Consider the following 22808-nt stretch of genomic DNA (forward strand, 5'->3'; position numbering starts at 1 on the left):
AAGATAACAATCATTCTCGTTTAAGCCTAAAGTTCATCGCCTCCTTTCGTCTTTGAGCCAAGGCCTTCCCTTTCCGGGGTGGCCGCAAAGACGACAAGGAGTCTGCCGCGATGATCGCGCCTTTTACCCGTTCCATGACCTTCACGCTCGGCCTGTTCAGCGTGGCTATGAGCCCAGACCTCTGGGCTGAAACCGACCCCGAGCCAAACAAGACCCTCGAGCTGGGCGCCACCAGCATCACCGCTGAAGGCCTGGGCGCCACGACCGAGCACACCGGCGCCTACACCACCGGCTCGATGAGCACCGCCACCCGCCTGAACCTCTCCGTCAAGGAAACCCCGCAGTCGATCTCGGTGATCACCCGCCAGCAGATGGACGACTTCAACCTCAACACCTTGACCGAAGTACTGCGCCAGACCACCGGGGTCAATGTGCAGCACAATGACTCCGACCGAGTGTCGTATACCTCCCGCGGCTATAGCATCACCAATTTCCAGATCGACGGGATGCTCAATACGTTCGGCTACATGAAGACCGACGGCGACACCATCATCTACGACCACATTGAAGTGGTGCGCGGCGCCACAGGCTTGACCACCGGCGCCGGCGACCCTTCCGCCACCGTCAATATGGTGCGCAAACGCCCTACCGCCCACTGGCAGGCGAAAACCGGGATCAGCGGCGGCAGCCATGACAACTACTACAGCTACGTGGATGTGGGCGGCCCGCTGGCATTCGACGGCAAGCTGCGCGGGCGCGGCGTGCTGGCCTATCGCGACAGTCAATCGTTCCGTGACCATTACGCGCTGCAACGCGCGGTCGGTTACGGGATTCTCGAAGGCGACCTGTCGGACGATACCGTGCTCGCCGTAGGCTTCGACTACCAGGACAAGGAAGTCCAAGGCACCTCATGGGGCACCGTGCCGTACTGGAACAGCCAGGGCGGCAAGGCCAAGCTGCCGCGCTCGACCAACATGGCGGCGCACTGGAGCTCCTGGCCGCTGACCGACAAGACCGCCTTCGCCACGCTCGACCATCGCCTGGGCGGCGACTGGCACGTGAAGGCCGCCTACACCCATCGCCAGAGCGACACGGACGGCAAGGTGTACTACGGTGGCGCGGGCTTCCCCAACGACGATCGCAGCGGGATGCAGGCGTGGGCCAGCCACATGCGCGGCACCTCGAAGATGGAGGCGATCGACCTCAACCTGGCCGGCAGCTATGCGCTGCTTGGCCGCGAACACGCGTTGATGATGGGCTATGGCGAGGCGGCGCAGCGCGATGCCTCGCCCTTCATGCGCAGGGGTACCACGCCTGACGGCTACAACACGATTGATGACTGGAAATACATGGGCGGGATCGGCAAGTTCCCCGACACCGTCACCGACCTCAAGGGCGAACACGGCAGCAAGGAACAGAAAGCCGGCTACCTGGCCACGCGCCTCAGCCTGACCGACCGCCTGCATGCAGTACTGGGCAGTCGCTATGGCAGTTGGCAGCAAAAAAGCGCCACGCCCGAGTACGACGCCAACGACCAGCTGACCGTAGCCGGCAAGACCTCCCAGACCCACAATGATATGTGGACGCCCTACGCCGGGCTGCTCTACGACGTAACGCCGGTGTACACCGTGTACGCCAGCTACACCGATATCTTCAAGCCGCAAGGCCTGCGCGATGCCAACAAGAAGTACCTGGAACCGGTGGTGGGCAGCAACTATGAGGTCGGCCTCAAGGGCAGCCTGCTGCAAGAGCGCCTGAACGTGGCGGCGGCCTATTTCTGGAGCACCCAGGACAACGTCGCCGAGCGGGACTACTCCGTCGCGCCGAACCCGGTCACCGGCGAGGAGTTCTACAAGTCGGGCGGCAAAGGCAACAAGGTCAACGGCTTTGAGCTGGAGGTCGCCGGCGAAGTCATGCCCGATTGGAACCTGACGGCAGGCTACACCTATACCCACTCGGTCAACGGCACGGACAAGCGCAACAACACCGGCCAGCCCTTGAACCTGCTGAAGGTGTCCAGCGCCTACCGGCTACCGGGCGCGTGGCGCAAGCTGACGGTGGGCGGCGGCGTGAACTGGCAGAGTGAGATTTATGATTTCAGCAACCGGCCAACGGGCGAGCGCGATGGCCGAGGTAACTTGATCACCACCCGGGCGAAAATCACGCAACAGGCCTACACCGTGGTCAACCTGATGTCGCGTTATCAATTCGACGACCATGTTTCGGCGTCGCTTAATATCAACAACGTATTTGATAAAAAATATTACGAAAGAGTCGGCTTTTATAATGGCGTTTACTGGGGCGACCCGCGCGCCGTCACCCTTGCGCTGGACTGGCGGCTTTAACCGTGGAATCCAACATTAACGAAATCGTTAACTTTGCATCAGCGTCACGTTAACTCCCACTTAATAAGATCGCTGCATAGTCGCTCCATGAATCTGATCAAGGAGCGACCGGATGCCGATCACTCTTAACGGGAACACTGCCATGAAACTCTCCACCCTGATGCTTGCCAGCCTGATGACCCTGACCTCCGCCGCCGCCTTTGCCGAAGGCGGCTCGGAGCGCTCGAAGGAGTTTTACAACAACTTCACCTTCATGCAGCAACAGACCCACGGCACCACCGAACAAACCGCCTCTGCCGACGGCAAGGACTTCAAGAAAGTAACGGCAGAACAATCCACCGACGAGAAACAACCGAACAGCTGATTCAACCGTACTCTCCTTAGTCATTCCGCTCCTGTGACCAAGGCTAACTTGGCGCCATTTAATGGCGCCTTTTTTTTGCCTGTTGGTTACTACAGCGCCTTGCTCCAGAACAACATGCGGCCATACGCCGGATCAAACTTCGAATCATCAAAGCCAAACTTGCGGTACGCCGACTGAGCCACCGCATTGCCCTCAAGCACCTCCAGGGTGATCTTGCAGCAGCCCCGCTGGCGGGCAATTTCCTCGACCTTCTGCAGCATTTTCTGACTCAGCCCCAGGCCACGAAACGCGCTCATCACCGCCACATCGTGGACGTTGACCAGTGGGCGGCAGGCGAACGTGGAAAACCCTTCAAAGCAATTCACCAGGCCCGCGGGCTCACCGCCGACAAACGCCAGCACACTGAACGCATGGGGACGCTTGGCCAGCTCAGCCGGCAGCTGTTCCAACAGGTCGGCGGACAGGCTATGGCCACCGCCCATCGGGTCTTCGGCGTAATGGTTGAGCACACGGCCAATGGCGTCGGCGTGCACGGGGTTGGTGTAGCTGGCTTGCAGCACCAGGATATCCGGGGTTTCCATTGCCTTCCTCGATCGCGACTACAAGGGAATCGTCTCCCTTTGAAGGTCACGATTGTAAGCGTGGCGTCGGCTCCAGATGAAGGAGATTAACTACAAATCTGCGCCTGAAAGTGCGAAGAGTCTGCGATTAAAAAAGCCCAATCCGTCAGTTGCGCGAAATTTTCGTACAGGCGTTAGCCAAAGCGCTGCAGCTGCATTTCCTGCAACCGGCTCAGGGTACGGCGGAAGGGAAACGCCAGGTAGCCTTCGGTGTACAGGCTTTCCAGCGGCACTCGGGCCTCAATGAACAACGGCACCTTGCGGTCGTAACACTCGTCGACCAAGGCGATGAAGCGCCGCACGCTGTCATCGTGCACCGACAACTGCGGCAACTCACGATCACCGGCGACCACGCGCTCGGCGCCATCTTCGGTGCCACGGGCAATGCGCCCCGGACGCGTCTGCGCGCTCAGGTTGGGCACCTCGCCCAGCAAAATCACTTTGAAGCGATCGCAGAGCAGCATGAAATCCATCGCCGCCAGGGGCTGCTCGCACAGGTCGGCATAGCGACACCAGAGCACACGGTCACTGAACTGCACCGTCGCGATGCTGCGGTGGCCGACAGACACTGGCCCGCTGTGCACCGCCTGCCCCGCGGCCAGTTGGTTGAATACGCCGGCCAATGCATCGGGCTGATTCACCCAGTAGCGCTGCAGGCCAACCCCTGGGTGCAGGCGATGATCCTCGGCGCCCGCCACCGCGACCACCTGCAGGTACTGCTTGAGTGCCGCGATACCCGGCAGGAATCGGTCCCGGTTGAAGCCGTCGGCGTACAACTGGTCGGGCGGCTGGTTGGAGGTGCAGACCATCACCACGCCCTCCTCGAACATCACCTGGAACAGGCGGCCGAGAATGATGGCATCACCGATGTCATTGACGAACAACTCGTCGAAGCACAACACCCGCACGTCCCGGCTCAGTTCGCGTGCCAGCGCCTGCAGCGGATCGTGGGTGCCGGTGAGCTGGAACAGGCGCTGGTGCACCCAGCCCATGAAATGATGAAAGTGCTGACGCCGCGCCGGCACCCGCAAGGTTTGGTAGAACTGGTCCATCAACCAGGTCTTGCCACGGCCCACCGGCCCCCACAGGTAAACCCCCTGGATCGCCGCGCGGTCTTGATGCAACGCGGTATGGCAGGCTTGCAGGGCGTCCACCGCGCGGCGCTGGGCAGCGTCGACGACGAAACCCTGCTGGGTGATGGCGTGTTGGTAGGCAGTCAGCGGCGAGTCGAAAGTCATGCCCGCCAGTATGACTTACAGCGAGATATCCAGCCGCGAAATCTTGCCCTGCTCATTCAGGCGAAAGGTGTAGCGCAGCTCCAACGGGCTGCCGGGGAAATTGCCCGAGACCACATTGCTGACCAGCACCTTGCCGGTACGATGCTGCACCTTGAGCACTTCGACCCGCGGCTGGTAGCGCCGCCCGGTGTCCTCCATCCAGCGTGCAATGGCAGCGCTGCCGACTTGGTGCTGGCCTTCGTCGAAGACATTCGCGTCGTCGGCAAAACACTGGGTGATGGCTGCGGTGTCGCGGGAATTGGTCGCCGCGATATAGGCCGCGATGGCCGGGGCCAATTCAGGCATGGACATGGCAAAGCTCCTTTTTGAGTGGTTGTAGGGCCATGCTAAGCCAGGGTTGTGTCAGTTTTTGTCAGGAGTGAACGGACCTTTTTCATGCGGCTCCATCAGTTTGCGCCAGGCCCGCAGCCAGTCACTGCGTCGCCCCGGATAACGCCCGCCGCTCTCGCGAGCGCTGGCCACGCGGTCGGTGCGAAAGGTCCGATAGGCGCCACGCAATTCACACCAGGCCACGATCACCCGCACCTCATTGAGAAAGCCCAGGGCCAGCGGCCAGATCAGGCGCTCGCTGTGGGTCTGGCTGGCATCGGCGTAATCGATCTGCAGCTTGGCCTGGTGCCTGATGGCCTCGCGAAACACATCCAGCGGCACGCGGTTCTCCGGGTAACCGAACCCGGGTGGCCCCGGCAGTAAAGTGGGGTTGCGCAGCGCCTCCTGGGCGGCCGGGTCGAGCACGTCGGCGATTTTCGCCAAGGCATTGGCGGCGGCGCGGCTGAGCACATCGTCGCCACGCTGGTCCACATACCGCAGGCCCAGCACGATGGCCTCGGTTTCCTCGGCGTTGAGCATCAACGGTGGCAGGAACAACCCACTGCGCAGCACGTAGCCGACCCCGGCCTCGCCGAAAATCGGCGCGCCCAGCGCGGTCAATTCGGCAATATCGCGATACAGCGTGCGCTCGGACACCTCCAACTGCGCCGCCAGTACAGCCGCGGTTACCGGGCGTTTCTTGCCACGCAGGGCCTGCAACAAGGTCAGTAGACGAGTGGTGCGCGACACGTTGATCCCACCGAACAAACAAAAGTGCCGCAGCTTACCAGAGCCCCCTGTCAGGAAATGTCAGCAGTAAAAAGCCCCTTGACCGTATAAATTATCGCGATCATATTAAATACATGTTTACAAACATGTAAGACACATCACTGCCTCTGGAGTCCTTGTATGCGCAATAAAGTCTTTGGCCGCCGTAGCGGTCTGCAGGTATCTGAACTGGCCCTGGGCACCGGTAATTTCGGTACGGGCTGGGGCCATGGCGCCGAGCGCGATGAAGCCAAGGCGATCTTCGATGGCTACCTTGAAGCCGGTGGCAACTTCCTCGATACCGCCAACGGCTACCAGTTCGGCCAGGCCGAAAAGCTGCTGGGGGAATTCATCGCCAGCGAGCGCGACAACCTGGTGGTGGCCACCAAGTACACCCTGCGCACCCAACCGTCCGATGAGGGCACGATCAGGCTCGGCAACAACCGCAAGAACCTGGTGCGCGCGGTCGAAGAAAGCCTCAAGCGCTTGAACACCGACCACATCGACCTGCTCTGGGCGCACATGAGCGACAACGTCACGCCCATGGAAGAGATCCTGCGCGGCTTCGACGACCTGGTGCGCGCCGGCAAGATCCACTATGCCGGCCTGTCCAACTTCCCGGCCTGGCGCATTGCCCGCGCCGACCTGCTGGCTGAAGTGCGCAACTTTGCGCCGATCATCGGCATCCAGGTGGAATACAGCCTGGTCGAGCGCACCGCCGACCGCGAGCTGCTGCCAATGGCCGAGGCGCTGGGCCTGGGTGCCACATTGTGGTCGCCGTTGGGCGGCGGCTTCCTGACCGGCAAGTACCGAGAAAGCCAAGGCGACACCCGCGCCAGCAAAATGGGGATTCTGGTCCACGCGGAAAAAAGCGCGCGCGAAACCGCCGTGCTCGACACCCTGCTGGCCGTGGCCGCTGAACTCGACGCCACCCCGACCCACGTCGCCATCGCCTGGCTGCGCGAAAAGGCGCGACGTTCGACCACGGCATTGATCCCGATCCTCGGCTCGCGCACGCGTGCACAACTGGACGCCACCCTGGGCGCATTGAGCGTGCACCTGTCGGCCGAACAGGTCACCCGCCTGGACACCGCCAGCGCCATTCCGCTGGGCGTGCCGCACGGCATCATTGCCGAGCGTTTCCCTGTCGATATCGGCGCGGATACACCTCGACCACCGGTAATTTGAAGCAAAAAAAAACGGCCTATACAGGCCGTTTTTTTATTCAGGCGACTCAGGCAAGGCTCTTGCTGACCACCTCGAACACATCACTCGACAACTCACCCGAGCCACGAATGCGCTCCAGCTCCGCCTTCATCAGCGCCTGGCGCGCGCTGTCGTATTTACGCCAGCGCGTCAGTGGCGCCAGCTGGCGCGAAGCGATTTGTGGGTTGAAGCCGTTCAGTTGGATAACCAGGTCCGCCAGGAAGCGATAACCCGAACCGTCCGCCGCGTGGAAGTTGATCAGGTTCTGCCCGGCAAAAGCGCCGATCAGCGCGCGCACCTTGTTCGGGTTCTTGAGGTTGAACGCCGGGTGCTCCATCAACGCCTTGACCCGTGCCAGCCCGCCCGGCAACGTGCTGCCGGCCTGTACGCTGAACCACTGGTCCATGACCAATGGGTTGTCCTTGAAGTTCTCCGCGAACACCGCCAGCGCCTGGGCTTTTTCCGCTTCGAACGGCGAATTCACCAGCACTGCCAGTGCGGTGAGGCGTTCGGTCATGTTGTCGCTGGTGTCGAACTGATCCAGCGTCGCCGCCAGGACTTCTGGCTTGCCGCTGAGCATCAGATACGACAGCGCGATGTTCTGCAGGGCACGACGGGCGAAGTGCTCTGCGGCCGCGACATACGGCGTCTGCTTGGACAGCTCGCGATTGGCCTGGTAACGCAGCCACAACCCTTCGAACAGATGGTCGGCCAGTTGCTTGCGGGCAAATTCGCGCGCGGCGTGGATCGCATCGACATCCGCCACCTCGCTGATTTCCGTCAGGTAGGCTTCGCTCGGCAGCGAGAGCATCTCGGCGACCATGGCCTGGTCCAGGGATTCATCGCTCAAGACGGTGCGCAGCGCGTCGATCAGGCGCTGGTCCAGCTTCAGCGGCCGGCCCGCCTGCTGCTGGCCGATCAGTTCCTGCAGCACCTGCACCGACAGTTGCTGGCCGGCATCCCAGCGGTTGAAGCCGTCGCTGTCGTGCTGCATCAGGAACATCAGCTGGTCGCGGTTGTACGGGAAGCTCAGCTTTACCGGCGCCGAGAAGCCACGCAACAGCGAAGGCAACGGCTGTTCGGCGATATCGACGAAGGTGAACGTCTGCTCGGCTTCGGTCACCGAGATCACGCGGGACGTGGCGCCAGCCGTCGCTTCACCGGCCAGGCGCAAGGCGATACCGGCGCCCCTGGCGTCCAGCAGGCCCAGCTCCACCGGAATCACAAACGGCAGCTTCTCGACCTTGTCCGGGGTTTGCGGGCAGCTCTGGCGGAACGTCAGGCTGTAGGTCTTGGCCGCGGCGTCGTAGGACTCGCTCACCGCCAGGCGTGGCGTGCCTGCCTGGCTGTACCAGCGCTTGAACTGGCTGAGGTCGGCGCCGTTGGCGTCTTCCATGGCCTTGATGAAGTCGTCGCAGGTCACGGCCTGGCCGTCATGGCGTTCGAAATAGAGGTCGCTGCCTTTGCGGAAGCCTTCGGCGCCGAGCAAGGTGTGGATCATGCCGACCACTTCCGAGCCCTTTTCGTACACGGTCAAGGTGTAGAAGTTGGAGATCTCGATAAAGCTGTCCGGGCGTACCGCGTGGGCCATCGGGCCGGCGTCTTCGGCGAACTGGTGGGTCCGCAGGTACGCCACGTCCTGGATGCGCTTGACCGTGGCCGAGTTCATGTCGGCCGAGAAACCCGAGTCACGGAACACGGTGAAGCCTTCCTTGAGCGACAGCTGGAACCAGTCGCGGCAGGTCACGCGGTTGCCCGACCAGTTGTGGAAGTATTCGTGGGCGACGATCGCCTCGACCCGCTGGTGCGCGGCGTCGGTGGCGGTTTCGGCGCGGGCCAGCACGGCACTGGAGTTGAAGATGTTGAGGCCCTTGTTCTCCATGGCCCCCATGTTGAAATCGTTCACGGCGACGATCATGAAGATATCGAGGTCGTACTCACGGCCGTAGGTTTCTTCGTCCCAGCGCATGGATTTTTTCAGGCTGGTCATGGCGTGCTGGCACTTGTCGATATTTTCCGGTTCGACATAGATGCGCAGCGCCACTTCACGCTGGGTCATGGTGGTGAAGCTGTCTTCGACGCACCACAGGTCACCGGCTACCAGGGCGAACAGGTACGCCGGCTTCTTGAACGGGTCCTCCCAGGTCGCCCAGTGACGGCCATCCTCACCGGGGCCGCTGGCGATCGGGTTGCCGTTGGACAGCAGGATCGGATAGCGATGTTGCTCGGCGATCACCGTGGTGGTGAAGGTGCTCATCACGTCCGGGCGGTCGAGGTAGTAGGTAATCTTGCGGAAGCCTTCTGCCTCACACTGGGTGCAGAACATGCTGCCGGATTTGTACAGGCCTTCCAGCGCGGTGTTGGTTTCCGGGTGGATACGCACGCTGGTGTCGACCGTGAAGGTTTCGCGGGTCGGGTGCAGCGTGAGGTGGCTGTCGGTCAGTTGGTAATCAGCGGCCGTCAGTTCCTGGTCGCCGAGGTTGACGGTCAGCAACTCCAGTTGCTGGCCATCGAGCACCAGCGGCGGCAAGCCGGCGCCACGCGCAGGGTTGCGGCGCATTACCAGCTGCGCGTGGACCAGGCTGTGGTCCTCGAACAACTCGAAGGTCAGGTGCGTCTCTTCGATCAGGTAGTCCGGCGCCTGATAGTCCTTCAGGTAAATCATCTTCGGTTGTTCGGTGCGCATGGATGGCATCCTTCTACTGATGCACGGCGAGCTGGTAGGCCGTGTACTTACGAATATTGATAACGCCGGTGTCGAAGATCAGGTATTGGCCCTTGATCCCCAGCAGCGTGCCTTCGGCAATCGGGTTCTTGTCCAGGTTGAAGCTGACAATCTTGGTCGGATACTGCTCGACCGGGTAGCGGATTTCGATCGGCTCGATGTCGGCAATCGTTTGGATGGCCTGTAGGCCAAAGCGTTCCTGCAACGTCACCAGGCCTTCGGCGCAGGCCGCGAACAGCTCATCGCGCACGTGCTTGAGGTCCACCGATTGCGCATCGCCCTTGAGCAGCGCTCGCCAGTTGGTTTTGTCGGCCACTTGGCTGCGGAACAGGTCCTCGACAAAGCCGGACTGCTGGCGAGTGGCAACGCGCATGATCGGCAGCGCCTGGCTCGCGCCCTGGTCCAGCCAGCGGGTAGGCAATTGGGTCGCGCGAGTGATGCCGACCTTGATCCCCGACGAGTTGGCCAGGTACACCACGTGGTCGGTCATGCAGAACTGCTCGCCCCAGCTCGGATCACGGCAGGTGCCGGCGTCGTAATGGCAACGCTCGGGGCTCATGATGCACAGGTCACACTGGGCCAGCTTGGTCATGCACGGGTAGCAATACCCCTGGCTGAAGCTGGTCTTGGTCTTGCGGCCGCAATGGCTGCAATGGATGGCACCGAGGTATTCCAGGCGCACGTGAGTACCGATCAGCGGGTTGACCGGCACCTCGACATCGCCCAGGCGAAACGCGTATTGAACGGTCGGCTCACCGAGTTGCGCCGACATCTTGCTGACTGCACCGCGACCAATTTCAATCAATGGATCGCATCCGACTTGAACAGGATGTTCGGCACCGGTGCCGACTTGGACGCGCACTCCTGCGGGCCCATGTAGCCGGTGCGCTGGTCTTCCGGCAGGTTCTGGATTTCCCAGGCGATCACCGCCTGCAGGGACAGCTCGCGCTGCTCGGCGGTGAGCTTGCGGCCATCGGACCACTTGCCGATTTCCACCGCGAGCTTGAGGCTCTCGTAGATATCGGGGGTGATGTTTTCGATCATTTCAGCAAAAGAGGACATAAGGCTCTTCCTTATCAAAGAGAGGATTTGCGACGGTTGTACAACCCGCCGAGCAAACCGGTAAGGCAACCGATGACCAGGCCGCCGACGTGGGCAGCGTTGGCAATTTCGCCGAAACCGATCATCGAGACCAGCCCCGACAGGCACAGCACCAGCCACACCAGCATCATCACCAGCACCCCACGGGGCAAGCGATAGGCCGGGTTGGGCGACAATAATTGAAAGATCCAGCAATGCCCGAGCAAGCCATACAACACGCCGGACAACCCGCCAAACAGGCCGGGGCCACCGTAGGCGTATTGAGCGTAGTTGGAGACCAGGCTGAACAACAGGGTCAAGCCGAGCAGGTTGATGCTGCCCTGGCGCACTTCGATGCGCCGGCCCAGCTCCCAGTACCACATGCCATTCATGGCCAGGTGCAGGATGCCGAAGTGGATCAGCATCGGCGTGACCAACCGCCACCACTGCCCTGAAGCCAACATGTCGGCGAACGGGGTGAACTGGATGTACTCGCCCATCACCCGAAACGGCAGGAACGTCAACCAGCTCATGGCTTGCAGGTTCTCACCCAGCAAGGTCACCGCGCCCACGATGATGCTCGCCAGCAGCACCAGCGCCGTTACCGGGCTGTGGCGCACTTGCTGGATAAAACCGGGGCGCGAAACCGGCGCCTGCTCGGGAATATCCAGTTGCTGGTCTGGATCGCCGGCGGGAAAGCGTTGGTACAACACGCGCACGTCTTCACTGATGGTTTCCGGAACCCACAACACTTGCTCACCCGCCTCTTCGCTGACGCGATGGGGCACTTGCATGCGTTGCAGCAATTTGACGAAACCACCCAGGTCGACGCTCAGGGGCAGGCGCAATACAGCCACGGTACTCATTTAATGACCTCAGGTCGCTCAACGTCGACCCAGACGAATTTACGCGGATCCAGTTGGGTTTCCTGGTCCAGGCGGTACGCCACCAACTTGCCGTAGAGCACGGCGCTGTAGTCCAGGCAGGCCAGGTTCGGGCGGATCGGCGCCGGTTTGCCGCTGCGCCAGTAATGGCCGACGAACAGCAGGGGCTCGTCGACGCCATAGCGCAGCAGGGAATTTTTTTGCGTGGACGACAACGGTGTGCGCGCCACCGGCTCCGGCAAGGCGTCGGGCTGGAACACGATGTCGCCGTAGGTTTTCGGGTCGTCTTCCCAGAACTTGGTGCGAAAGAACGAACGCGTCAGCCCATCGCCGCCGGTCAGCGTGAGACCATCGGGCAGGCGCATGTCGGTGCCGCGCAACAAGCGGTCGAAGGCATTGCAGGCAAAACTGCCGGGCACCGCGGCGGCCTGCAGGAAGTGCGGGTCGATGCAGCCGTCCGCGAAGGTCGCGCGCAGCGGTTGGATAAAGCCGTCATCCCAGCACGCATGCACCACGCGAAAACGCCCGGCATCGACAAACAGCGGCATGTCGTAGAACCAGCCGAGGAAGTCGTGCCAGTCGCCCGGGTGTTGCTCGAACTGGGTCAGGGTTTCCTGGATCAACCGCGCATGCCGTGGGTTGTGCTCGCGCACGAACTGCTTGCCACTGCCCGGCGGCGCCGGTGTGGTCCAGCCCAGGGCATTGAACTCGTGGTTGCCCATGATGCACAGCGCCTGACCGGCCTCGGTCATGTCATGGACGATATGCAGCGCCTCGCGAATGCGCGGGCCACGGTCGATGATATCGCCGAGGAACACCGCCATGCGCGACGGGTGGCGCCAGGTCCCCCCTTGCTTGTGGTAGCCCAACCGGTCGAGCAGGTGCTCAAGGGTATGGGCGCAACCGTGCACGTCACCAATCAGGTCGTAGCTGCGCGCGGGATCGAGCATCAGTCGCCTCCACCCCCCAAGCGGCTGCCCCAGCCCAACTTGGTGCGGCACACTTCGTAGTAGTTGTGGTCCAGCGGATGGATCAAGCGCAACTTCTGCGCCTTCTTGCTCACGGTGATAGTGTCACCGGGGGCGCAGGTGAAATGGTTCTGCCCGTCGCAGGAGACTTGCGGGTAGATCTGCATGTCTTTGGATACCACGATTTTCAGCTCACTGTTGCCATCGACCACGATTGGCCGGCTCGACAACATATGGGGGTACATCGGCACGATCACAATGGCATCCAGCTTGGGATGCATGATCGGGCCACCGGCCGACAGCGCGTAGGCAGTGGACCCGGTCGGCGTGGCGACGATCAGGCCGTCGGCCTTCTGGCTGCACACGAACTGGCCGTCGATATACAGCTCGAACTCGATCATCCGCGTGGATTTGCCGGGGTGCAGCACCACATCATTGAGGGCATCGCCCTGGCCGATGGCCTCGCCGTGGCGACGTACTTCGGCTTGCAGCAGGAAGCGGTTTTCCACCAGGTAATGGCCGTCGAGGACCTTGGCCACTTCGACTTCCAGCTCATCGGGACGGATATCGGTGAGGAACCCCAGGCTGCCACGGTTGATCCCCAGCACCGGCACGTTATGCCGCGCCAGGGCCCGGGCGGCGCCGAGCAGGCTGCCGTCGCCGCCGACCACGATGACCATGTCGCACACTTCGCCGAGCATCTTGCGGGAGGAAGTCTGCAGGCCGTGGCCGGGGAGAATCTCGGCAATGGTGTCTTCGAGGATCACATGCAGGTGGCGTTCCAGCAGGAATTTTTTCAGCCGGCGGACGGTGTCCAACACCTGGGTACTGCCCAGGCGACCGATAATGCCGATATTGCGAAATTGCTCCATGGGGCTCCTGCGGGATTTGGGGTGTGGCAAAAAAGAAACGATTATGGGCGAAAGGCCGCCTGAGGCAAAATCCTTTGTCGCCGTGAAGCCTTGATGACAACGGTTCTCAGCCACCTGCGCGGCGGTTAAAAGGCTATGCTCGGACTCATGACTGTGTTCCCGGATTTGCACAACCTGCCCAGCCAACTGCGCCACCCCGAGGTGCGCGACCTGGCGTGGGTGATGCTCGCCCCGCCGATGCTGGCGCAGACGCCGTGGCCGCAGCGCCACCCGCTGGCCGGCAGCGACTGGGTGCAAGCGCCCGAGCGGCTTGAACACTGGCTACGCACACTCGACCGCGACAGCAGCGCCTTGCAGCACTGGCTGAGCCTGTCGCGCACGCGCCGCCTGGGCCTCTACTACGAACGCCTGTGGCAGTTCGCCGTGCAGCATGCGCCGGGCGTCGAGCTGCTGGCCGCCAACCTGCCGATCCGCCGCGCCGGGCACACCCTGGGCGAGCTCGACATGCTGCTGCGCGACCGTGAGGGCGTGCACCACCTGGAACTGGCGATCAAGCTCTATCTCGGCCCCCAGCACGGCAACGGCGAGGACACTGCGCAGTGGCTCGGCCCGGGCTGCCATGACCGGTTGGATCGCAAGCTGGCGCACCTGGCCCAGCATCAACTGCCGATTTCGGCGCGGCCGGAAAGCCGTGACGCGCTGGGCGCCTTGGATATCCAGCAGTTCGACGCGCATTTGTGGCTTGGGGGGTATTTGCTCTATCCCTGGCCGGGCCAGGCGGAGCCGCCTCGAGGGGCCCATCCGCAGCATTTGCGCGGGCGCTGGTTGCATCAGCGTGACTGGCAGGAGTTTGTCCGCACCACCCCGCCTGGGCGCTGGCAGCCCCTGCCCCGGCACGCATGGCTGGCACCCGCGCATTACCGCGCGGATGAGGTGTGGAGCGCGGAACAAATGCAGGGCTGGCTCGCGGAGTTGGAGCCAATGGCGCCGGCGCAGCTACTGGTGCGCATGGTGCAAGTCGGTGAGGACTGGGAGGAAGCCGAGCGCTTGTTCCTGGTGGCTGATTTGTGGCCGAACGTGCCGGGCAGCACCTGATGATTTTTGCGGGGTGGCTGATGGCCTCTTCGCGAGCAAGCCCGCTCCCACATTTGGAGCGTATTCCAGGCTGGTTATTGGGTTAGCTGTGGGTCTGGGTGAGGGTTTTGGGGCGGGTTCAAGGGACCCATCGCAGGCAAGCCAGCTCCCACATTTGGAGCGTATTCCAGGCGGGTTATTGGGTTAGCTGTGGGGTCTCCAGCTCCCAATTGGAGCGTATTTCAGGCTGGTTATTGGGTTGGCTGCGGGGGTTTCGGGCAGGATTGAGGGGCCCATCGCGGGCAAGCCAGGCCGACATTTCAAGCGCGCCGCATATTAATGTGGGAGCTGGCTTGCCTGCGAAAGCAATAGTCCAGGCACTACAGCCTATCGATATGCCGATATTCCAGCTGCAACTCGGCCGCCAGTTCCTGCGCTCGCCCCAATCGGATCGGCCCTCGCTCGATATCCACCAACAGCCCCGGACACTCTAGCAACGGCAGCCCGGTAATCGTCTTGAGCCGCCCATCGGTGATCACCAGCAAGCGCTGCTGCTCGGTCGGATAGCGCTTGCGCCGTGCCGCCAACCAATGCCCCGCCTCGGTCAACGCCGCCAGCAACGGCGTGCCGCCACCCGCGCCCAGCTGTTCGAGCCAGCCTGCCAGGCTTTTCGCCGCCTTGAGCCCCTGCACCTGCCATGCGGGCGATTGTCCGCTGGCCGTCAGCAACGCCATGCGTGCCCGCTGGCGATAAGCGTCATCAAACAATTGCGCCAATAAGCCTTTGGCGTCGGTCAATGCACGGTGCCGACGGGTAGACGCCGAAGCATCGACGATCACCAGCCACAATTCATGCGCCGAACGGCTGCGCAGGTGGTAGCGCAAGTCTTCACGCGATTGCGGTCGGCCACCGAGCAAAGTGCCCGGCCAGTTGACCGCGCCCTGTTTCGCGCTGCGCGCCTTGCCCTGCCTGCCTCTGTCCAGTCGCCCCGCGGTGGGACGGGCATCCGCCCCCGCGTCAGGTCGGGGGCGGATGCCTAGGGCTTTTTTGGCCAGCTGGGCACGTCTCGGCGGGCGCCCGTGGGCAGGGTCGGTGCGGGCATATCGCCCCATTGGCCTTGACCAGGCGAGGTATCCGACGGCTTGGGCGCCTGGCCTTCAGGCGGCGGGCTGGCCGCTGGGGACTGCGCTTGGCGGCGATGGCGCAAGGCAAATTCCGCCACCGCGTCTATATCGTCCTCGGCAATCGCGGTCGCCCCGCGCCACGCCGCGTGGGCCCTGGCGCCGCGCAGCCAGACCAGATCAGCGCGCAAGCCATCGACACCCGCAGCAAAGCAGCGCTCGGTGATCTGCGCCAAGGCCTGATCATCCAGCGCGATGCTCTCCAGCCGCGCCCGCGCCTGGGCGCAGCGCTCACGCAACGCGGCCTGCTGCTCGGCCCACTGCGTGCAAAACGCCGCCGGGTCACTGTCGAAATCCAGACGACGGCGGATGATTTGCCCACGCTCGGCCGGCAACGTCTGCCCGCTCAACGCCACATTGAAACCGAAGCGATCCAGCAACTGCGGCCGCAGCTCGCCCTCCTCCGGGTTCATCGTGCCGATCAGCACAAAGCGCGCCGAGTGCCGGTGGGAAATACCGTCGCGTTCGATCAGGTTGGTGCCGCTGGCGGCAACGTCCAGCAACAGGTCGACCAGGTGATCGGGCAGCAAGTTGACTTCATCGACATACAGCACGCCCCCGTCGGCCTTGGCCAGCACGCCGGGGGAAAACTGCGCGCGGCCTTCACCCAGCGCAGCGTCCAGGTCCAAAGTGCCGACCAGACGTTCTTCGGTGGCGCCCAACGGCAAGGTGACGAACTGCCCGCTGGCGAGTAAGTCGGCCAGGCTGCGCGCCAGGGTCGACTTGGCCATGCCGCGCGGGCCTTCGATCAGCACACCGCCAATCTTCGGGTCGATGGCAGTCAGGCACAGCGCCAGCTTCAAGTCATCGGCGCCGACCACGGCGGACAGCGGAAAATGGGGAATATCAGTCATGCCTATTTCTCGTTAAATTCTGCGGCACAGGCGGTTTCCTGTGGTGGTCGAGCGTGTGGTGACCCGCAGGCCTCTTGTCAGCCAGTGGGCTTGTTGTGACCAGCAGGCCCCCTGCCAGCCAGTGGGCCTGTTGTGACCAGCAGCCCCCCGTCAGCCAGTGAGCTTGTTGTAACTAGCAGGACCCTCTCAGCCAGTGGGCTTTTTTGTGGCGAGCGGGCTTGCCCCGCGTTGGGCTGCGCAGCAGCCCCATTAAAGCCAACGCATTTGTTTCTGACAAACCGCAGTGTGCGGTTTTGGGGCCGCTTCGCAGCCCAACGCGGGGCAAGCCCGCTCACCACAAAAAGCCTGCACACCCTCAGTAAGGCGACTTGCCACAAAAAGCCTACTCATCCTCAGTAAGGACACTTGCCACAACAAACCTACACACCCTCAGTAAGGCCACTTGCCACAAAAAGCCTACACACCCTCAGTAAGGCCACTTGCCACAACAAGCCTACTCACCCTCAATAAGACTACTTGCCACAATAAGCCTGCTCACCCTCAGCAAGGCCACTTGCCACAACAAACCTACTCATCCTCAGCAAGCCCACTTGCCACAGACAGCCTCAGCCGTCTTCTTCTATATCCAGCAACAGATTTTCCAACGCTTCCTTATACGCCCCCGGCTCCTGCCACTGGCCACGCTGCTGGGCTTCGAGCATGCGTTCGGTCATGTCGCGCAGCGCCGCAGGGTTGTGCTGCTGCACAAACGCGCGGGTGTCGGGGTCGAGCAGGTAGGCGTCGGCGAGCAAGGCGTATTGATGATCGTCGATCAGCGCGGTGGTGGCATCGAACGCGAACAGGTTATCCACGGTCGCGGCCATCTCGAACGCGCCCTTATAGCCGTGGCGCTTCACGCCGTCGATCCACTTCGGGTTGGCGGCCCGTGAGCGGATCACGCGGTTCAGCTCTTCCTTCAAGGTACGGATCCTGGGCAAGTCCGGCTGGCTGTGGTCGCCATAATAACTGGCAGCCTTGTCGCCACTCAGGGTTTCCACGGCAGCGAGCATGCCGCCCTGGAATTGGTAGTAGTCATTGGAATCGAGCAAGTCGTGCTCGCGGTTGTCCTGGTTCTGCAACACCGCCTGCACCTGGCTCAGGCGCTGGGCAAATTGCTCGCGGGCGGCGGTGCCTTCATCCGAGCCGCCGTAGGCATAACCGCCCCAATTGAGGTAGACCTCGGCCAAGTCCTCGCGGCTTTGCCACAGGCGCCCGTCAATCGCGCCCTGCACGCCTGCACCATAGGCACCAGGCTTGGCGCCGAAGATACGCCAGCCCGCCTGCTTCGCGGCGGCGGCTTCATCCAGGCCGGACTCGAGCAGCGCCGCGCGCTCACTGCGCACCTTGGCGGCCAGCGGGTTCATATCATCCGGCTCATCCAGTGCCGCTACCGCCTGCACGGCTGCGTCGAACAGGCGGATCAGGTTGGCGAAGGCATCGCGGAAGAACCCCGAAACGCGCAGCGTCACGTCCACGCGCGGGCGGTCCAGCAGGCTGACCGGCAGGATCTCAAAGTCATCCACGCGCTGGCTGCCCGTGGCCCATACCGGGCGCACGCCCATCAGCGCCATGGCCTGGGCGATATCGTCGCCGCCGGTACGCATGGTCGCGGTGCCCCACACCGACAGGCCGAGTTGGCGCAGGTGGTCGCCATGATCTTGCAGGTGTCGCTCAAGAATCAGGTTCGCCGACTGAAAGCCAATGCGCCAGGCGGTGGTGGTCGGCAAGTTACGCACGTCCACGGTGAAAAAATTGCGTCCCGTCGGCAGCACATCCAGGCGCCCGCGACTCGGCGCCCCACTCGGCCCGGCCGGCACGAAACGGCCGCCCAGGGCGTCGAGCAAGCCGCGCATTTCCGCCGGACCACAGGCATCCAGGCGCGGTGCGACGACAATGCGCAGGCTTTCGATAACGGCCTTCACATCCTCCCAACCGGGCTCTTCCAACTGCTCCAGCGGCCCTTCCAGCGCCTGCTCGATCAAGCGCGCCGCATACAGCTCCAGGCGCTCGCGGGTGTCACCGGCGGTGCGCCACAACTGCGCGTCGATCTTCTGCAAGACCATGGGCCGGCGGCCGGTCCAGGGTTCGGCGAGGGCGCAATCGAGCGGGTCGAAGCCCAGGTCGAAGGCCTTGGCCAACACCCGCAACAGGCTCGATTGTGGACCACGCCCATCCCCGCGCGGAATGCGCAGCAACGCGAGCAGAGTGTCGATGCGCAGGCGGCCTTCGGGCGACTCACCAAAGATATGCAGGCCGTCGCGGATCTGCGATTCCTTCAGGTCACACAGGTAAGTGTCCAGGCGCGGCAGCCATACCGCTGCGTCGGCGTCGTTGTCGAGCTCAAGTTCCTGGTCGATGCGGGTTTCGCGCACCAACTTGAGGATGTCCTTTTGCAGCTCAAGCGCCCGACGCGGGTCGAGCAACTGGGCCTCGTAGTACTCGTCCGCCAGCAATTCCAGGTCACGCAACGGCCCATAGGTCTCGGCGCGGGTCAGCGGCGGCATCAAGTGGTCGATGATCACCGCCTGGGTGCGGCGCTTGGCCTGGGCGCCCTCGCCCGGGTCATTGACAATAAACGGGTAGATATTCGGCAACGGCCCCAGCAACGCGTCCGGCCAGCAGTTTTCCGACAGGCCCACGCCCTTGCCCGGCAGCCATTCGAGGTTGCCGTGCTTACCCACATGAATCACGCCATGGGCGCCGTAGGTATGGCGCAGCCAGAAATAGAACGCCAGGTAGCCGTGAGGCGGCACCAGGTCCGGGTCGTGGTACACCGCGCTGGCGTCCACCTGGTAACCGCGCGCCGGCTGGATGCCGACGAAGGTCAGGCCCAGGCGCAGGCCGGCGATCATCATGCGCCCGTCGCGGCACATCGGATCGTGGTCCGGGGTACCCCAGCGCTCCAGCACGGCCCGGCGATTGGCCTCGGGCAGGCGGTTGAACATCGCCTCGTAATCATCCAGGCCGAGGCTTTGATGGCAGGGGCGCAGGTCGAGGCTGTCGAGGTCGTTGGTGACACCGCCCAGCAGTTCATGGATCAACGCAGTGCCGCTCTCCGGCAACTCAGCGGGCAGCGGATAACCCTCGGCGTGCAGGGCACGCAGGATATTCAGCGCAGCGGCAGGCGTATCCAGGCCCACGCCGTTGCCGATACGGCCGTCGCGGGTGGGGTAGTTGGCGAGGATCAGTGCGATGCGTTTTTGCGCATTCGGCACCCACGCCAGTTCGACCCAGCGTCGGGCCAGTTCGGCGACAAAATCCATGCGCTCGGGCGCGGCGCGGTAGCACACCACGTCCGATTGGCTGCGCTCACTGCGCCAGGCGAGGTCCTTGAAGCTGATCGGCCGGCTGATGATGCGCCCGTCCAGCTCCGGCAAGGCAATGTGCATGGCCAGGTCGCGCGGGCCCAGGCCTTGCTCGCTGGCTTCCCAGCCGGGCTGGTTGTCTTGGGCGCAGATCGCCTGGATCACCGGGATATTGCGGCGAAACGGCCGCAGGTGCGGGGCTTCCGGGCTGGACTGGGCGAAGCCGGTGGTGTTCAGGATCACCGCCGCGCCGACCTCGTCCAGCAGGTCCTCGACCACCGTCAGGCAGCCGGGCTCTTTCAAACTGGCCACCGCTACCGGCAACGGGTTGAGACCCGCCGCCTGCAGGCGCTGACAGAACACATCGATAAAACCGGTATTGGCCGCCTGCAGGTGCGAGCGATAGAACAGCACCGCCGCCACCGGCCATTCCGCACGCCAATCCGCCTGCCAGTCATTCAGGCGCGGGTTGGCTGTGTGCGGGTGATAAATCGCCGTGCGCGGCAGGGTTTGCGGCTCGTTCCAGGCGTAGCTGCGGCCCAGGTAACTGCTCGCCAGGCAACCGTAGAAATCCAGCGCGTTGCCCAGGCCGCCCTGGCGCAGGAAGTGCCACAGGCGGTCGCGTTCCGCCGCCCCAACGGTACTCAGCCCGCTGAGTTCCGGGTCGGGGCGATCATCCCCCGGCACCAGGATCAGTTGCACGCCGCGCTCGGCCAACTCCACCAGGCGCTCGATACCGTAGCGCCAATAGCCGATGCCGCCGTGCAGCGAAATCAGGATGACCTTGGCATGGCGCAGCACCTCGTCGACGTACAGGTCGACCGAGGCATGGTTCTGCACCTGCATCGGGTTGGCGAGGCGAAAGCTGGGGTAATCCTCGGGCAACTGCTGGGCGGCTTCGGCGAGCAGCGCCAGGCTGGAGTCGCCGCTGCACAGGATCACCAGTTCGGCGGGCGTTTGTCCGAGGTCGGCAATATTGTCGTCCGAGACGAAACCACCGGGCTGGGTCCTGAGCAGGTGCATGGTTTAAACGCTGAGGGCAGCGCGCAATTGCGCTTCGAGGCCAGCAGCATCCAGCTCCTGGCCGATCAGTACCAGGCGCGTGATGCGCGCTTCATCGGCCGCCCAGGCGCGGTCGAAGTGCTTGTCGAACCGCGTGCCCACGCCCTGGATCAGCAGGCGCATCGGCTTGTTCGGGATCGCCGCGAAGCCTTTGACGCGCAGGATGCCGTGTTGCACCACGAGTTGGGTCAGGGCGTCGAGCAGCAGCGCTTCGTCGGCTTGCGGCAGGTCGATGGAGATCGAGTCGAACGCATCGTGGTCGTGATCGTCTTCACCTTCGTGGTGATGATCGTGGTGGCTGTGGCGACCGTCGATGTGCTCTTCGGAGCCGGCGCCCAGGCCGATCAGCACGTCGAGCGGCAGGCGCCCGCTGCTGGCTTCGATGATCTTCACCGCCGGCGGCAGTTCTTCGGCGACTTCCAGGCGCACACGGGCCAAGTCTTCCGCGCTGATCAGGTCGGATTTGTTGAGGATCACCAGGTCGGCGCTGGCCAGTTGGTCGGCGAACAGCTCGTGCAATGGCGATTCGTGATCCAGGTTCGGGTCGAGTTTACGCTGCGCGTCGACTTGATCCGGGAAGGCGGCGAAGGTGCCGGCGGCCACGGCCGGGCTGTCGACCACGGTAATCACCGCGTCGACGGTGCAGGCACTGCGGATTTCCGGCCACTGGAAGGCTTGCACCAGCGGCTTTGGCAGGGCCAGGCCCGAGGTTTCGATGAGGATATGGTCGAGGTCACCGCGACGGGCGACCAGTTCGCGCATCACCGGGAAGAACTCTTCCTGCACGGTGCAGCACAGGCAGCCGTTGGCCAACTCATACACGCGGCCATTGGCTTCTTCCTCGGTGCACCCGATGGAGCACTGCTTGAGGATTTCACCGTCGATGCCCAGCTCGCCGAATTCGTTGACGATCACAGCAATGCGACGGCCCTGGGCGTTGTCGAGCATATGGCGCAGCAGCGTGGTTTTGCCCGAACCGAGAAAGCCGGTAACGATGGTGACGGGGAGTTTGGCCAGTGTTTTCATCGGATGCCCTTTGGGGCGGGCATACGGGACGATAGGCCCTGCGGCGGCGCGCAGCGGCAGATTTCGTCACCGGATCACCCCGCCCGGTTGAAGTGGAAAATCGGTTGCGAGGCAGGTCTCCTGGCTTGGGGCTTGCGGGTCGTGCGACCGGCGCCGGCTGCGCCTTCCCGCCTGGTGGCAGTGGCGTGGCAGTCGGATAAACCCTTTACAGTTGCGGGGGCAGCCGCGGATTGGACCGCGTTCCCTTCTTAGCTTCGGCCTGGGCTGAAGAACCTCGAGGGTGCAAGGCTACGCAGTGGTGGGGGGATGGTCAATGATGGGGTTGGGTTGGGTTGGTGTACATATCCGTTTCTGCGGTAATGGCGGCTATTGGTTCCGCTCTTACAGCGGGTCACTTTTGGAAAAGAGCCCCAAAAGTAACCAAAAGGGCTCTTGCCCCAACACTCGGCACCTCGCTCACGCTCGGTGTGCCCGTAATCCGACATTGATTTGGGGGGCCGCCGCCACGCGCCATCCATGGCGCGGGGCGGCTAAACCGGCATCCCTGCCGGTTTACCCCCCAAATCAATATCGAATTCCGGCCAGCGTGTTTGATGGGGCGCCTAGATCAAGATCAAGATCAAAAGCGCGGCGGCCTTAAAGCCGACCGGATTCTTATCTCGAACTAGGTCACCTGTGGGAGCTGGCTTGCCTGCGATGGTCGTTAACGATGACGCTAGAAAATCAGAATGTACGCGGCGCCATCACATTTTTTCGCCGGCAAGCAGGCTCCTGCCGAGATCAAAAAGCGCATCCACGATGCGAAGCGAGCCGCTTTTGACCTTGATC

The 22808-nt window shown here is 63.0% G+C and carries 18 protein-coding genes and 1 riboswitch; of the genes, 4 read left to right on the plus strand and 14 right to left on the minus strand.

Features of this window, described 5'->3' with window-relative positions:
* Nucleotides 1-110: 110 nt before the first annotated feature.
* Nucleotides 111-2345 carry a TonB-dependent siderophore receptor gene (locus C9990_RS17950; RefSeq protein WP_106804166.1) on the plus strand — a complete coding sequence of 745 codons (2235 nt, stop codon included), beginning with the start codon at nucleotides 111-113 and terminating at the stop codon, nucleotides 2343-2345.
* Nucleotides 2346-2487: 142 nt separating this feature from the next.
* Nucleotides 2488-2709 (plus strand): hypothetical protein, encoded by a 222-nt coding sequence (locus C9990_RS17955; protein WP_106805682.1) that lies wholly within the window; start codon nucleotides 2488-2490, stop codon nucleotides 2707-2709.
* Between the two features lie 89 nt (nucleotides 2710-2798).
* Here C9990_RS17955 and C9990_RS17960 read toward each other — a convergent pair whose 3' ends face one another.
* The 4 genes from C9990_RS17960 to C9990_RS17975 form a co-directional block, all read right to left on the minus strand.
* On the minus strand, nucleotides 2799-3290 hold the full coding sequence (locus tag C9990_RS17960; protein ID WP_065906481.1) for a GNAT family N-acetyltransferase: 492 nt from the start codon (nucleotides 3288-3290) through the stop codon (nucleotides 2799-2801).
* Between the two features lie 173 nt (nucleotides 3291-3463).
* Nucleotides 3464-4567 carry a cell division protein ZapE gene (gene zapE / locus C9990_RS17965; RefSeq protein ID WP_106804167.1) on the minus strand — a complete coding sequence of 368 codons (1104 nt, stop codon included), beginning with the start codon at nucleotides 4565-4567 and terminating at the stop codon, nucleotides 3464-3466.
* A 15-nt stretch (nucleotides 4568-4582) separates the two neighbouring features.
* Complete coding sequence (locus tag C9990_RS17970; RefSeq protein ID WP_065906474.1) at nucleotides 4583-4918, minus strand: nuclear transport factor 2 family protein; 336 nt, start codon at nucleotides 4916-4918, stop codon at nucleotides 4583-4585.
* A 51-nt stretch (nucleotides 4919-4969) separates the two neighbouring features.
* A complete protein-coding gene (locus tag C9990_RS17975; RefSeq protein WP_065906736.1) occupies nucleotides 4970-5686 on the minus strand; it encodes a YafY family protein in 717 nt (238 codons plus the stop codon).
* Nucleotides 5687-5845: 159 nt separating this feature from the next.
* Between C9990_RS17975 and C9990_RS17980 the strand changes: the two genes are divergently transcribed.
* The gene (locus C9990_RS17980; RefSeq protein ID WP_106804168.1) at nucleotides 5846-6892 is read left to right on the plus strand and encodes an aldo/keto reductase; all 1047 of its coding nucleotides are present in this window, start codon (nucleotides 5846-5848) and stop codon (nucleotides 6890-6892) included.
* Nucleotides 6893-6938: 46 nt separating this feature from the next.
* Here the strand turns inward: C9990_RS17980 and pepN are convergent, their stop codons facing one another.
* From pepN to C9990_RS18010, 6 genes are read right to left on the minus strand one after another with little or no spacing between them, the layout of a single operon-like run.
* Entirely contained in the window at nucleotides 6939-9596 is a 2658-nt protein-coding gene (pepN, locus tag C9990_RS17985) for an aminopeptidase N (protein WP_106804169.1), read from the minus strand.
* A 13-nt stretch (nucleotides 9597-9609) separates the two neighbouring features.
* Nucleotides 9610-10440, minus strand: a complete 831-nt coding sequence (locus C9990_RS17990) for a DUF2797 domain-containing protein (protein WP_106804170.1) — start codon at nucleotides 10438-10440, stop codon at nucleotides 9610-9612.
* The gene (locus tag C9990_RS17995) at nucleotides 10437-10697 is read right to left on the minus strand and encodes a YeaC family protein (RefSeq protein ID WP_016972751.1); all 261 of its coding nucleotides are present in this window, start codon (nucleotides 10695-10697) and stop codon (nucleotides 10437-10439) included. The genes C9990_RS17990 and C9990_RS17995 overlap by 4 nt, the downstream gene beginning before the upstream one ends.
* 14 nt (nucleotides 10698-10711) lie before the next feature.
* Nucleotides 10712-11581: a rhomboid family intramembrane serine protease gene (locus C9990_RS18000; RefSeq protein ID WP_106804171.1), complete on the minus strand. Its 870-nt coding sequence runs from the start codon at nucleotides 11579-11581 to the stop codon at nucleotides 10712-10714.
* The gene (locus C9990_RS18005) at nucleotides 11578-12552 is read right to left on the minus strand and encodes a metallophosphoesterase (protein WP_371920703.1); all 975 of its coding nucleotides are present in this window, start codon (nucleotides 12550-12552) and stop codon (nucleotides 11578-11580) included. Before C9990_RS18005 ends, C9990_RS18000 begins: the two co-directional genes overlap by 4 nt.
* Nucleotides 12549-13439, minus strand: coding sequence for an NAD(+) kinase (locus C9990_RS18010; RefSeq protein ID WP_003217892.1), 891 nt, complete (start codon nucleotides 13437-13439; stop codon nucleotides 12549-12551). The genes C9990_RS18005 and C9990_RS18010 overlap by 4 nt, the downstream gene beginning before the upstream one ends.
* Before the next feature lie 147 nt (nucleotides 13440-13586).
* Between C9990_RS18010 and C9990_RS18015 the strand changes: the two genes are divergently transcribed.
* Nucleotides 13587-14534 carry a DUF1853 family protein gene (locus C9990_RS18015; RefSeq protein ID WP_106804173.1) on the plus strand — a complete coding sequence of 316 codons (948 nt, stop codon included), beginning with the start codon at nucleotides 13587-13589 and terminating at the stop codon, nucleotides 14532-14534.
* A 359-nt stretch (nucleotides 14535-14893) separates the two neighbouring features.
* Here the strand turns inward: C9990_RS18015 and C9990_RS18020 are convergent, their stop codons facing one another.
* The 4 genes from C9990_RS18020 to cobW form a co-directional block, all read right to left on the minus strand.
* Nucleotides 14894-15496 (minus strand): VWA domain-containing protein, encoded by a 603-nt coding sequence (locus C9990_RS18020; RefSeq protein WP_106805683.1) that lies wholly within the window; start codon nucleotides 15494-15496, stop codon nucleotides 14894-14896.
* 53 nt (nucleotides 15497-15549) lie between these two features.
* Nucleotides 15550-16548: an ATP-binding protein gene (locus C9990_RS18025; RefSeq protein ID WP_106804174.1), complete on the minus strand. Its 999-nt coding sequence runs from the start codon at nucleotides 16546-16548 to the stop codon at nucleotides 15550-15552.
* A 605-nt stretch (nucleotides 16549-17153) separates the two neighbouring features.
* A complete protein-coding gene (cobN, locus tag C9990_RS18030) occupies nucleotides 17154-20915 on the minus strand; it encodes a cobaltochelatase subunit CobN (protein ID WP_106804175.1) in 3762 nt (1253 codons plus the stop codon).
* Between the two features lie 3 nt (nucleotides 20916-20918).
* Nucleotides 20919-21980 carry a cobalamin biosynthesis protein CobW gene (gene cobW / locus C9990_RS18035; protein ID WP_065906450.1) on the minus strand — a complete coding sequence of 354 codons (1062 nt, stop codon included), beginning with the start codon at nucleotides 21978-21980 and terminating at the stop codon, nucleotides 20919-20921.
* A 92-nt stretch (nucleotides 21981-22072) separates the two neighbouring features.
* Nucleotides 22073-22272, minus strand: a riboswitch (cobalamin riboswitch).
* Nucleotides 22273-22808 lie beyond the last annotated feature (536 nt).

It is taken from the genome of Pseudomonas sp. S5D5 (genome assembly GCF_003013355.1).
GTDB classification, from domain to species: Bacteria; Pseudomonadota; Gammaproteobacteria; order Pseudomonadales; family Pseudomonadaceae; genus Aquipseudomonas; species Aquipseudomonas aylmerensis.